The sequence below is a fragment of the Microcystis sp. 49638_E5 genome (assembly GCF_021300285.1).
Lineage (GTDB): Bacteria > Cyanobacteriota > Cyanobacteriia > Cyanobacteriales > Microcystaceae > Microcystis > Microcystis aeruginosa_C.
Genome location: NZ_JAJTDH010000137.1, coordinates 1 through 12,167, shown reverse-complemented (window position 1 = coordinate 12,167; position 12,167 = coordinate 1). Strand labels below are relative to the sequence as shown.

Sequence of the window (12,167 nt, the reverse complement as noted above, 5' to 3'; positions counted from 1 at the left end):
TTGTTATCGAGTAGGCTCTCCCTGCTTGTAGAATCGCTTTAGATATGCCTATTGTGTCTTTCTCTAAGTTAGTTCCCTGAGTTGCTGCTGCTAGTAGCGTATAACCTTCAATGGCAGGTATTAAGGCAACCTTTAGATCCCTAGCTGACTTGGCGATCGCATTAAAGTTTTTAGCTCCCTGCTCTAACCCTCCACTAACAAAATTAATTGAGGTAGTCAAGTTTTCAAATCTAACTGTAAGTTCTTGGGTTTGTCTGCCTATTTCTACTAAAGTCTCGAACCCTGTTGTTATTGCTATATATCCTGCTACAGCAAGCCCCAAGCCTTTAAATAGTCCAATACTTTTCCCTACGATGGGGTTTAGGTCGATAAAGCGATTGGCAGTATCTTTAACACTATTGGCTACTTTATTTATTTGCCCAAATACGCCACTAGGGGATTGAGCTTTTACTATTTTTTTCTCTATATCTATTTGAGCTTGTTCAAACTTGGCGATCGCATTATTGGTTTTAGGTAATGCCGCTCTCAGTTCAAGTACAGAATCAGAACTTGTAGCATTGTTTAATTCTAATTCTATTTTCGCCATTCTCAGTGCAACATCTTCCTCTACTTTGCTGACAGCCGCATTCACGTTGCGAACGGAATTAGGGATATTGTTCCTTCTCTTGGATCGAATCTCTTTTCTGGCTGATTCTAGCTCAATGTCAGCTTCTAAAGAGTTTATAGTAGTAGTTGATTCTACCTGTTGATTAGCATTTCTTAATATTTTTCTGATTATATCATTGACTGACTCAGATATTGAATTAACACCTTTTTTAAGTATTTCTCCGATATTTCCTAACTCTGGATCTATCTGCTCAATAGATGATACTGTTTGAGTTACTGTTTTATTAACAGTAGATGCTATTGCTTGATTTATTTCTTCAAATCGCAGTACAGTAATTTTGTTTTCGACTGCTTTTTGTTGCTTTTGAATGCTTAACAGAAGCCCTTTTAGGTAATCTCTTGTCGAGTCTTCAATCTCGCTAGATAATGCAATTAAAACGGCGTTTTTACTAGCATTTAATTCTGAGGCTAATTCCCCTAATCTAGGGGTACTCCCATCGCTTAATCCACTAGCGACTAACTCTCTTGTCCTAGCGTTAATCTCTTGAATCTGTTGAGTTGTAGCACGTGATAGAAATACCCCTAATTCTCTTACTTGTTCCTGTACTTGCGCCGATAATGGAGCCGTAGCACGGACTAACTCGGCAGGGATGTTGCTAGAAATTTTGTCAATAAGAGCATTTTTTTTGTCGGCTGATTTTACCGCTATTGATAACTTTTGTGCTACTTCTTTTAATTGCGCTCTTGTTAGTGTAGCTAGTTCTTGTTGCAGTCTGGTCAGCAACTGTTTAACGTCGTCATTAATATCAATTACCTTGATTTCAGATGGGGTGATTAATTTATCTAGGTTTAAAAGAACATCACCCCCCTCAATGCCAAAACTTCTAGACAGCAATCTTTCGGCAAAAACATTAGCATCTTGTTCTACAAGCCTAGCCTGTTCTAATGCTTTTCTTATTTGCTCTGCTTTGTTTCTGGTATATTCGGCTATTTTGTCTTGAGATGCGCCGCTCGATTGAAGTGAAGCTAATTCTTGTTTGAATTGTGCTTCTAGCTGATTCAAAACGCTATTAACCGAAGACTCAGAAAAGCTTGCCTGTCTCGCTATTTCGGCATCATCTGCCTTGATAGTAAAGTTTTTTAATCTATGATTGACCTCATCTAGTCCGTTAGCTGTTTTAGTGATTGTGGTTTGAACTATATGCCTAGCTTCATGGAATAAAGTAAAAATAAATTCAGTGGATAACTTGCCAAATTCGCTAAAGTCTTTTTCGGCTTCCTTGACCAATCTTTCTGATAGGATTATTAGGTCATCCTCTACAGCAAAGCTGGTATTCTTCCCTGCTATTCCTACTATTTCAGGAATTTTGTCTAGAATTACCCCAGATGCTCCACTAACTTTCTGAATTAAATCATTTAGAGCATTAGTCAGTTCGGGCGATATTTCGATGACCTGATCCGTATTCCTTCCTGATCGGCTAAATGCTTTTTGAACCACATCAGAAACTTGCTGTTTAATTGCATTAGCAGATACCTGTAGATTGTTGGCAGTATCAGATTGAGTTTTATTAACGACGTTATTTAATTGGTCTAAAACTGCCTTGTAGCTAAGTGCCGCGGTTCTTATAGACTGGGATTGAGTCTGTCTGTCACCAGCCCCTAATTTGATGGTTTCTAGTGCTTGCCTATATTGCTCTATTCTGGCAGTTATTGCTTTAGCGATAGATTCGGCATTTTCTCTATCCCCAGAGAACAAGTCTTGATCCTTAGATAAATCTTGATAGGTTTTAGCTATCTTTTGAGATTCTCGAATGAGAACATCTAACCTTTCTGTTTGTAACTGAGCATCCGATTCAAACGAGTTGACAACTCTTAAAAAGTTTTTTAACTGAGATTCCCTGACCTGAGATACTGTAGTTCCAATCTCTTTAGAGCTTTTTTGTAAAGAGGCAACTAGGAAAGTCAATTTCTCGTTAATCTGAGCGGTTAATGTATTAAAACCAGCGCGGTCAATGGCGGGAGTCGTGTCAACAGATTTAAGTTTGTTGGTTAAGTTTTCTAGATTTCTTTGCTCTAGTATTGATGCTTGAACAGTGGATAACAACTGTTTAATTTGAGTGACTACAGCATCATCAATATTTTCAACTCCAATAGAGGATATTAACTCTTGTTCTAATTGATTTATTGACTGCCTAGCTTCTTGGTAGATAGCAGTATTTGACTGGGCTTGAGTTATTGATGGAGATTGCGATATAGTGGCTATCCTGTCGGTTATCGCACTATCAATCTGCTTGAGATTAGTTATTCTATCTACTAATCCCTTAGCTATATTTTTAAGTCGGTCAGTCTCTACTTTATCCCCAGATGAAATCGCCGCATCTATTCTTTCAAAGATGGCTCTAGATTGAGTTCTTAGCTCTTGTATTTCCCTTTGAGTCGATTGGCTTATTTGAGTATATTGTTTAAGCAGATTTAGGGATAATTGCGACGCACCCGCCTCACTTCCTGATAATTCAGAGCTTAACTCAAACTGGCTATTTAACAGCCTTGATAGCTCAGTAGATACGGAATTACGCTGTTTTGTTAAGTCAATGATTTCACGCTCTAATTGCTTAGATATTATCTCGGCTTCTGGATCTACCCCAACAAAAGCAGTTATCTTTTTAAATTCTTCTCTTCTCGCAATTATGGCATCTTCTAATCTCTTGACTTGATTACCAAGACGGGACGATCTCTTAATAGAATTAGATAGCGCGGTGGGAACATTAGCATTAGATTTTGATGCAGATAGAGCGTCATTGAGAACTGTCTGCTCTTGACCTACCTGCTCAACAATTCGCTCTACTGTTCTGGCTATATCATCGCTCTGAAGCAGTTCAGATAGGATTCTTACCGATTGATTCCTTTTCTCCTGTAATGACTCGATTTGACCAGATAGAGCCGATATAGCAGGATTAATTGATGATTGTGCCGATACGCCCGACGCTTCTTCTTTAGCTAAAGATTGAACTTTAGCGACTAACTCCTGTAATTGCTTGCCCGTTTGCACTCCTAGGGCTTGTAATTGACGAATAAATAGAGGGTTGGTAATTCTATTAAAAGCTTCGTTATATTGATTCCTCAATACCACGAGTTCATTCTGGCTAGTCTCGATGTTTTTAGTTAAAGACTCAACATTAGACTTTAATCTGTTTCTTTGGGCTATTAATTCTTGAAACTGAGGATTTCTTATTTCCCCAGACTGAATCCCTACCAAGAGGGATTTTATGGATTGAATTGAATCGGACTGCTTTCCTATCTCTCGGATAAGCCCTACATCTTGAGACTTTAATGCTTGTTCTAATGCTGTATTTAATTCTTCCTGCTCTTGTTCTAATTCTGCTATCGCGGCTTTTATCTTTTCAGGGTTTAAACCTATATCTTGAACTGCGGCGATCCTAGTTTCCGAATCTTTTAATTGTTGCTGAAGTTCATTTAGTTTGTCGATTCTTTTTTGAAGATCGCCAGATTCTACCGTGGCAATCCTAGCCCGAATCTGCCTAAGTTGCTTTTGGACTTGAGGAACTACTGATAATTCCTGTTGTCCTTCTACAGCTAATTGTTCCGTGGCTTGCTGCTTTTGTTTGGATCTAGCCTGTCTTTCCACAAAAGACGCACTTTTAGACGCTAGGAGTATTTCACCTTCTAATTGTTTTAGTGCCGATTGGAGTCTATCGGTCAAACCTTGAACTGCTGGCTGTAACGGACTAGAGTTAAAATCCTGTAAAAGTTCCCCAGTTATATCTCTCGCGGCTTTAGCGATGTTTTTGCCGATGGATTTGCCGATGACATCAAACGAACCAATACCCAATAATTCCCCTTGTAGCCCTTGGGATAATCCCGTTGATATTTCTTGAGAAAGTTGGAATCCGATCCCCCCGATTGCCCCCTGTAACACGGTAGTTAAACCCGCGCCCGCAAGCCGTAGAGGTAGAGTTAGAACGCTTCCTATCCCAGACGCTATAGAGCCGAAGATACCCTTATCGCTATCAAGGGTTAGGCTGTCTAATGTGGATTGAATCTCTGCTCCCAATGACTCCGCCGTCTTTTTAAAGATGGAGTCATCAAATATAGCATCTAGTTTTATTTCCCCAGATAATCCCTTGAGTTGTTTTTCAATTGCCCCCGTATTAATAGGGGCAAGGGGTAGTTCAATTGGATCTACTGAGATGCCCTGAAGTGCTTTCTCAGCATCCAAAACATCTAGAACTAGATTTGCAGAAATATCGATCCCATTAGCCATTAGATTGCTCCTTTTCCAATAGTTTTAGCTTTAATCTTTCTATTTCGGCATCCTTGGGATCTACTGTGATAGTGGCTGATTTAGCGTCCGTAGCATCATTTTGGGCTCGACTTAGTTCGTTGAAAGCCGTGATAATTTCAGTAATGGACAATCCTCTGACTCCCTGTTCGGTAAAATATTCTAACGGAGGATTCTTGAGCATTAGCCCAAAGTGGTAGGATGCTGCTTTGTCTAAATCCTGAGTTAAAATCTCTCTTCCGTCAAAACTAATCGCTTTCAGGTACTTTACTACTTGTAAAAGCGATATGGCGGGGATAGGTGTGTTTAACTCGTATTCTTTGCCTTTAATGTTTATAGTCGTCATGGTACTACTAGGTATTTATCCCCAGTGTACCATCTTTTTAGTCAAGCAGAGAACGAAGCCAATCTCTGATATCCTCTTTTTTGATTGGCTTTGCCCCTTCAACTGCCTAGACAACTTTAGTCGATTGTCGGAATTTGACCTTTGTACCTACTAGAGCGTCTAAATCTAGCCTTCAACTGCCTAGACAACTCTAGTCGATTGTTGGAATTGATAAGAGAAGAGTATAAGGTCTACTGCACACCCTTCAACTGCCTAGACAACTCTAGTTATTTGTCGGGCATTAACCTTCAACTGCCTAGACAAATCTAGTCGTTTGTCGGGTTAAATGCCGTCCTGAGTACATCGCTCGATATACTAACCTTCAACTGCCTAGACAACTCTAGTCGTTTGTCGGAGTAGCACACCATATCTTGGAAAGTCTATGGTATGCTTATACCTTCAACTGCCTAGACAACTCTAGTCGTTTGTCGGGGGCTTCTCTCAAAGCCAAGCCACGAAAGGAATTAAGGGCAAGGTTGCGAGAGTAAGCACCGATCCAATTACCAGATGGTTAATTGAACCGAATCAATAGGCTGAGATACCTTCTCTGATTGATGTCGAGGATCTTTAATTGTCAAGGTACTAAAGTTGTCTAGGCAGTTGCCCCCTTTTACGGGAGGGTTAATGGGTGGATCGCTCCGTTCCCTTTCTGCTTCACAAGTACCCTTGGGACTTCCACAGACGTAAGCCAGTAAACTGACTGCTTTCCCTAACAAGGAAGGGTAGCTAAGAAGCGAACTCCTTAATACACCTATCGTACTACTAATAAGAGAAAGTGTCAAGATATTTTTTGCTGCGTTTTCGTCAGCATTTGCAGAATAGCCACAGGACACACAGATAAACTCGGATTGAGACTTTCTGTTATCCTTGTGCTTGTGCCCACAATTAAAGCAAGTCTGGGAAGTAAATTTAGGATTAACTAAAACTACTCGCCCTCCTTTCTCTTGAGACTTATAGATTAATTGTCTTTTGAGTTCCCCAATCCCCTGATCTAAAATAGATTTGTTTAGTCCTGATTTAGCAGAAGCTCCGTTATGGGCATAAGTGCCATCCTCATTTTCCTTTACTCCTGCTCTTTTAGTCATGTTTTTAAGCTTCAAATCCTCCATGGCAATATGGGAATACTTCTGAGTCAATTTGTGGCTAACTTGATGTAGATACCCTGCCCGACGGTCTTTAATTTGTTCGTGAAGCAATGCTAATTTTTCTTTGCTCTTAAGATAATTAGCCGAACCTTTTTCTTGCCTTGCCATTTTTCTTTGTAAGTGAGCAATCTTTCTTTCTTTATTCCGATAGTAAGCCTTAGTCTCAATATGCCTTCCTTCACTATCGGTGTAAAGGTTGACACAGCCTACATCAATTCCTATCTGTCTGTCAGAAGGAAAGTGCATAGGAACAGGGAGATTAATTGTAAGGTGCAAATAATAGCCAGATGCCTTTCTAACTATAGATGCCATCCTTACGTCGGATTCTTTTGGTAGTCGATTAATATCGTCAATGACTAACAGCCCTATCTGCTTATTAAGGAATATTCCCCCATCTCGAACTTTAATCAGGGTAGGATGCCCAACTATTAAGCTTTGTACTGAGTCTAACTTTCCTTTGTACTTAGGGAATCCTCTGATGCCTTTTTTTGCAGTCTCAAACGCTTTTGAAATAACATAGCGATAAAAGCACCCCCTGAACTCCGATCCAATCTCAAATATTTTATCAGCTAAATCAGGATAAAAATATTTTTTAAGATCCTCCTTATCAGGGGGTTTAGTTGTGTGCTTTTTAGCGTCAGGATTGCCTAGATATGGGCGTTTTTTCCTTTCCTCTAGCTTAAGCAAAACGTATTCCTTTTTGTTCTTTAGATAGGCTATTTTGCAGCAAGGATTCCCTGCCAATAGCTTTATCTTGTCCTTGGGTAATTTTTCGATATGAGGGAAGCTTGAATAAAGACTAAGATAAGAAGTTTCCCAGAACTCAGGGGAAAATTCTTTAAACTCGAACTTATCCCTTAGTCGCCTTTGATTAACTTCCTCTTGTAATCCTACGGCTAAATTCCACAGATACTTCAATAGCCGCATTTTTTCGTCAATTAATGACTGCTGATTCTCAGTCAGGGTTAGCCTGAATTTAACTACCCTTGTCATATTTTCCATGTTGTCCTCATTGTTTGTTTGAATTATTCGACACCATGCCACCTGATGGACAGAGTGGATGGATCGATTACATTTATTGGCTTATCTAGCTCATCTAGAAACTTCTCTAGATTCCAGTCGTAGTTTAAAGAGTGTTCCTCAATCTCGGCTTTTTCCTTATCCCAATATGCTTCCCTGTCCCACTGCTCTTTAGCAAAGGAGGCTAGTTCTATAGAGTCAAATACTCCGATAGTAGTTTTATCCTCGCACTCTCCTGCTGTCAGGATGTAGATAGTTTTAATCATTATGCCCCCTTGTCCACATATCAAATACCGTACCACAGCGAGGACATTCGACCTCCGCTTCTAGCTCCTCGACCTTACTTTTTAGCCTTTTATTCTCATCAGACAGTAGTTCAATCAATCGGTCTTTGTCTAGGTTTTGGGTTTCGAGCTTTTCTACTCGCTCATCAATTGCTGTCACTCGTTCCAGTTGATATTTTAGCGCGGCATAAATATGCGCTACGTGATTAAATTCGTTTTCATGGCTCATTTTAATTTCCTCAGATTAAGCTTGTTAGATAGCCTTTCGACTTGATTATCTAATTCGTTATTCAATTCCCTTAATTCCTCAATCGCTGCAAGATGATCAAACATCTCCTCTTTTAGCCTTTTATTCTCATCGGACAGGAGTTCAATTAATTGGTCTTTGTCTAGGTTTTGAGCTTCGAGCTTTTTTACGCGATCATCAATTACCGCGACTCGTTCTATTTGCCGTGTTAGTGCTTGATAAATAGACGCTACGTGATTAAATTCGTTTTCATGGTTCATTTTTGTTTCCTCCTGTTTGTTTAATGGTTGAATATTGGCAAGTGACTTATATCGGTAGCAGACTCTCTCTTGATCCACAATACCTCCGTCCGTTTGTTGTCTTTGTTAGCAGAGCCTTTTTCGCTCTTACTCGCACTTTGTACGGTATCAAACTCTAGCCTCTGAGTGTAGTTTGATGGGACTATATCCTGCGGATAATTAGACAAAATATACTTGCCAGAAATATTTGAAAGTTTATCACATAATCGGCTGTAATCCTCTAAAGAATATCCTTTATAATGTCCCATGTCCGTACCGATATAGGGTGGGTCACAATAGAATAAAGCATCGGGACAATCCCATCTATCAATACAGTCTACAGCATCTTGAGAGCTAATATAAACTCCGTTTAATCTTTGGCAAAGACTAAATAAATCACGTTTCTTATTCTCAAAAGTGACCGCGGTATTTTCTCCATATTTACTAAAAGCCCAACCCCGCCCTATTTGACTAGCAAAAGAATGATTACACAAAAGATAACAAGCCCAAGCTAAGTCGAGGCTTGAATAATCAGATGGGTTTTTATTGATTAACTTGGCTCTTTTGTAGTCAGATTCTGAATACAAGGTAGCATCAATCAATTCGACTAACTCTTGTGTCCGTGTTTTGGCAACACGGTAAAAGTTGATCAAAAAATCAGAAGTATCGTTAATTACTTCACGGTAACTGCTATTAGCGTTTATTAGCCTTTTGGACTTTGCAAAAAGAATGCTTGCACCCCCACAAAATGGCTCAACGTAAACCGTGTGAGGGATGCTTTCAATCAAAGGAATGATTTTACACGCCATTCTTTGCTTGCCTCCGTAGTAGGATAGTAGCTGTGCCATTAGTTTTATGCGTTTATCGTTTTTGTACCTCTTTATAATACTACTGTTAATCATCCCACCTATCCAATAAACTGTCATCTGTATAAATACGGATATCCTATTCGTTCATTAAAGCTTAGGATTTAAGTATATTTACTGATGACAAATAAATGAGATAGTGAGATATTAAGAATACAAACTTTTGAGGACAATCTAATGGCTGCTTCTAATTCTCGCTCTAATCTTTCTTTCCTAAAAAAAGCCATTGGGCTAAAATCCAAGGCTACAAAGTCTCAGACCTCTAAATGGGTTCTGGATGCTGTCTATCGGCTCCAAAACCAATACTCCGAGATTGCGTACGGAATTGCCCATGCTGACCAGACAGCGCGGATCGACGGGCAAATGTCCCTAGGGTTAAGAGACATGCCAGCATCCACAATGGCAACCCTAATCATAGCCATTCACTCCGCAGGGATTGAGTTATCGGGAGATGTTTCTGCGTGGCTGTGGCAGAACAGAGATTTGATAGTCTCTTGACTTATCCCTGTTTCAATCTTTGGAGCCGAAAGGCTCTTTTTTATTGCCCATATCTTTTTTTAATGCCTATATCCTTTTTAGGGCATCCTCTATCAATCTCTGATATTCAAGCACGATAGAGTCTTGAGTTAGAGTCCCGTCTGCATTTAGCCCTATATAGTTCCGTTTCTGGCTAAATCTATTAGTTCCCTGATTGGCTATTTTCCTCCCAATCAAGAAAGCGATCGTACGAATCCTTTTAGGGTCAGACTCTCCTAACTTCACCTCTACCCATTCCCTTAGTGGTTCTAGTGGTGGGAACTTACCCTCACCCCGACCAACCACCCGATAGAGTGCCGCAGGAGTGCGATTTACTATCGACGCTCCTATCTCAAATCCGATAGTAGACTTCCTAGGGGCGATAATATCCCACCCTTCGGCTAATGACGGCTTACCCTTGGCTTTAGAGGCACCCACGTAGGAACCGCTCTCTAATTCGCTTGCCAAGTCTAGGAGTAGGTCAATAAAAATGTCATAAAGCTCTCTTTTGAGGATATCGGATTTAATTAGCCCTGGGTTTGTGGTTACTTTTAATCGGAGATCGGCTTTAGGCATGGACTTAAAGGGATTTATCCTAATTCTAGCCAATCTAAAAAAGTTCAGTATATTCACGTATGACAAATTAAATAAACTATGAGATATTAAGGATATAGAAAAAACACAGACAGAGGACAAAGCAATGCAACCTAAAAAAACCGACAAAGTTAAAAAATGGACGAAATTCACAGGACGAACCAAAGCACAAAGAAAAGAAGAAGAAGAGATGAAGAATGAGACAGAAAAAAGACTGGCTTTCTTTCTAAGCAGAGTCTAACCCAGCAAAGCCCCGCAAGGGGCAATTAAACCACCAATCAAACATAAACATAGAGGACAAACATCATGGCTACTTACGAATTAACTCAGCAGCAATTCATCGCGTTTTTAGAATACACTTGGAACACTCATTTAGATTGGTACAATAATCTATTTCATTCTATCCTCGCTTACGAGGAAAGTCGTACTTTTTCCGAAGGCTGGCAATATTGTAAATCTAGTCTGACCATAAGCCTCCAAGCTCCCGACAAATATACCAAAAGATGGGAGTACGTCACAACTAGCGGGACGGAACTCAAGGTTATAAATTGCGATTATGACAACATCGGAGACGTTTATGAGGTGACTATCCCTGACCATCGGGATCAGCCTGGGCGCACCGCCTATACTGATATGCAAGCCGTCCTAGCGGGTCATTCTTACTGGGCATGGTCAGAACAGCAAGACGAAAGCAACCCTGAAGCCCTATCCGCAGCCGCATTTTTTCAAGGGGTGACGGTAGAAGAACTTTTAGCAACCCGCAAAAAAGAAAAGGAAGAGTCGGCAATCCGTCAGGAACAAAGACGACAACAGTTGAATAGCAATGACGATTCCGACTGGGACGATTTTGGAGATGTCATAGAAGAGGAATAAGGGTAATTATTCCCCACCATTAGAGCCATAAGGCTCTTTTTTTGTGGCTACCCTTCAGCGTGGGGAGCAGCAACCAGATAAATAACCACGGACAAAAGGGAAGACACTGGAGCCCCTACAAAAGCAAAAACAGAACAGGAAAGCATCAGAAGGCTAAAACAGGTAAGGGGGTAAGATTTGAGGTTCATGGTGCGGGTGGATAGTGTATCTAAAATATCAGCCCCTATTTAGATTTTTCTGATAATCGGTTAAAAGTTCAGCCAGAGAAAAAGTTTTAGGTTTAGTGTCATAGGTCACGACTAAACCTTTTTCCGTTAAATCCTTGAGATAAGACGCGATTATATTGGGGTAGCAGTCTATCTCATCGTCTATCTGGCTAATCGTCACTGGCTCGTATTGAGTAGCCAAAAAGCTTAAAATCTTTTCATCTATCGGGACTCGCTTCATTGTGAGAGCTTCCACAGGAGAAAGGATATATAAAAGGTAAGAAGAGCCAATATCAGGAGAGCTTGAATCAACCCTAGCCAGAAATCAACCCGATCCTGCCTTTCCTGTTCTTTGATTTTCCGTCTGGTTTTTAGCCTGAAATTGTCCATTGATGGTTTTCGTGTTTTGCGGTTGCTAATTTTAGTTGGGATTGAAGGTCTTTAATTTCTTTGCCCTCTCCCCTATTGGTTCGTTTTTGGGCTTTATCTATTTGGTCTTTTAGATAATTTAGATAATGTTCGGTGGGGACGTAGCCACAGACTCGACAGCGATCGTGGTCAAGCCCTGGGCAATCGTTAATGTGTTTCACGATCCCCCCAGTACGCAGCATCACGACATTCGATAATCCAATCAATCGTGTCTTGGGGGATATTTTTAAGTTGACTATAGCCCGATATAGATTTAATCTTATCCAAAAATCTAAGCAACGCGGAGGGAGATATTGAGTAATGGTGGGTATAGCGACGGGCTTTAAGATCCTTTTTGTAAATTGCCCGAAGAATTACGACGTGATCCACCTCTAGGATTTTTGCCACGGCGCAAGCAGACCAATCGCCTAACTCTGCC

General features: G+C 40.3%; 13 protein-coding genes. 2 read left to right on the top strand and 11 right to left on the bottom strand.

The features are described 5' to 3' along the window. The 8 genes from LW728_RS22050 to LW728_RS22015 form a co-directional block, all read right to left on the bottom strand. Positions 1 to 4,888, bottom strand: a 4,888-nt coding sequence (locus LW728_RS22050) for a coiled-coil domain-containing protein (RefSeq protein ID WP_287768305.1), incomplete at its 3' end; no start/stop codon positions are given. After that, entirely contained in the window at positions 4,881 to 5,252 is a 372-nt protein-coding gene (locus LW728_RS22045; RefSeq protein ID WP_287768302.1) for a hypothetical protein, read from the bottom strand. The genes LW728_RS22045 and LW728_RS22050, both read right to left, overlap by 8 nt. A gap of 539 nt (positions 5,253 to 5,791) precedes the next feature. Beyond that, positions 5,792 to 7,438 carry an RNA-guided endonuclease InsQ/TnpB family protein gene (locus LW728_RS22040; RefSeq protein ID WP_287768300.1) on the bottom strand — a complete coding sequence of 549 codons (1,647 nt, stop codon included), beginning with the start codon at positions 7,436 to 7,438 and terminating at the stop codon, positions 5,792 to 5,794. 23 nt (positions 7,439 to 7,461) lie between these two features. Further along, a complete protein-coding gene (locus LW728_RS22035) occupies positions 7,462 to 7,722 on the bottom strand; it encodes a hypothetical protein (RefSeq protein ID WP_287768297.1) in 261 nt (86 codons plus the stop codon). After that, positions 7,715 to 7,969 (bottom strand): hypothetical protein, encoded by a 255-nt coding sequence (locus LW728_RS22030; protein ID WP_287768296.1) that lies wholly within the window; start codon positions 7,967 to 7,969, stop codon positions 7,715 to 7,717. Before LW728_RS22030 ends, LW728_RS22035 begins: the two co-directional genes overlap by 8 nt. Continuing rightward, the gene (locus LW728_RS22025) at positions 7,966 to 8,247 is read right to left on the bottom strand and encodes a hypothetical protein (RefSeq protein WP_287768293.1); all 282 of its coding nucleotides are present in this window, start codon (positions 8,245 to 8,247) and stop codon (positions 7,966 to 7,968) included. The genes LW728_RS22030 and LW728_RS22025 overlap by 4 nt, the downstream gene beginning before the upstream one ends. Positions 8,248 to 8,267: 20 nt before the next feature. After that, positions 8,268 to 9,113, bottom strand: a complete 846-nt coding sequence (locus LW728_RS22020) for a DNA adenine methylase (protein WP_287768291.1) — start codon at positions 9,111 to 9,113, stop codon at positions 8,268 to 8,270. A gap of 582 nt (positions 9,114 to 9,695) precedes the next feature. Continuing rightward, on the bottom strand, positions 9,696 to 10,223 hold the full coding sequence (locus tag LW728_RS22015; protein WP_287768290.1) for a hypothetical protein: 528 nt from the start codon (positions 10,221 to 10,223) through the stop codon (positions 9,696 to 9,698). A 124-nt stretch (positions 10,224 to 10,347) separates the two neighbouring features. On the opposite strand from LW728_RS22015, the gene LW728_RS22010 reads away from it, so the two are divergent. Further along, on the top strand, positions 10,348 to 10,482 hold the full coding sequence (locus LW728_RS22010) for a hypothetical protein (protein ID WP_287768288.1): 135 nt from the start codon (positions 10,348 to 10,350) through the stop codon (positions 10,480 to 10,482). Positions 10,483 to 10,547: 65 nt separating this feature from the next. Further along, complete coding sequence (locus LW728_RS22005; protein WP_287768287.1) at positions 10,548 to 11,114, top strand: hypothetical protein; 567 nt, start codon at positions 10,548 to 10,550, stop codon at positions 11,112 to 11,114. A gap of 216 nt (positions 11,115 to 11,330) precedes the next feature. Here LW728_RS22005 and LW728_RS22000 read toward each other — a convergent pair whose 3' ends face one another. The 3 genes from LW728_RS22000 to LW728_RS21990 form a co-directional block, all read right to left on the bottom strand. Then, a complete protein-coding gene (locus LW728_RS22000; RefSeq protein WP_287768285.1) occupies positions 11,331 to 11,576 on the bottom strand; it encodes a hypothetical protein in 246 nt (81 codons plus the stop codon). A gap of 115 nt (positions 11,577 to 11,691) precedes the next feature. Beyond that, on the bottom strand, positions 11,692 to 11,910 hold the full coding sequence (locus LW728_RS21995) for a hypothetical protein (protein ID WP_287768284.1): 219 nt from the start codon (positions 11,908 to 11,910) through the stop codon (positions 11,692 to 11,694). Next, the coding region (locus LW728_RS21990) for a hypothetical protein (protein WP_287768282.1) at positions 11,897 to 12,167 on the bottom strand (271 nt) is incomplete at its 5' end. The genes LW728_RS21995 and LW728_RS21990, both read right to left, overlap by 14 nt.

Coding starts and splice junctions, on each gene's coding strand:
- LW728_RS22045 (WP_287768302.1), bottom strand. CDS start 5,252: ATGACGACTATAAACATTAAAGGCAAAGAATACGAGTTAAACACACCT.
- LW728_RS22040 (WP_287768300.1), bottom strand. CDS start 7,438: ATGGAAAATATGACAAGGGTAGTTAAATTCAGGCTAACCCTGACTGAG.
- LW728_RS22035 (WP_287768297.1), bottom strand. CDS start 7,722: ATGATTAAAACTATCTACATCCTGACAGCAGGAGAGTGCGAGGATAAA.
- LW728_RS22030 (WP_287768296.1), bottom strand. CDS start 7,969: ATGAGCCATGAAAACGAATTTAATCACGTAGCGCATATTTATGCCGCG.
- LW728_RS22025 (WP_287768293.1), bottom strand. CDS start 8,247: ATGAACCATGAAAACGAATTTAATCACGTAGCGTCTATTTATCAAGCA.
- LW728_RS22020 (WP_287768291.1), bottom strand. CDS start 9,113: ATGGCACAGCTACTATCCTACTACGGAGGCAAGCAAAGAATGGCGTGT.
- LW728_RS22015 (WP_287768290.1), bottom strand. CDS start 10,223: ATGCCTAAAGCCGATCTCCGATTAAAAGTAACCACAAACCCAGGGCTA.
- LW728_RS22010 (WP_287768288.1), top strand. CDS start 10,348: ATGCAACCTAAAAAAACCGACAAAGTTAAAAAATGGACGAAATTCACA.
- LW728_RS22005 (WP_287768287.1), top strand. CDS start 10,548: ATGGCTACTTACGAATTAACTCAGCAGCAATTCATCGCGTTTTTAGAA.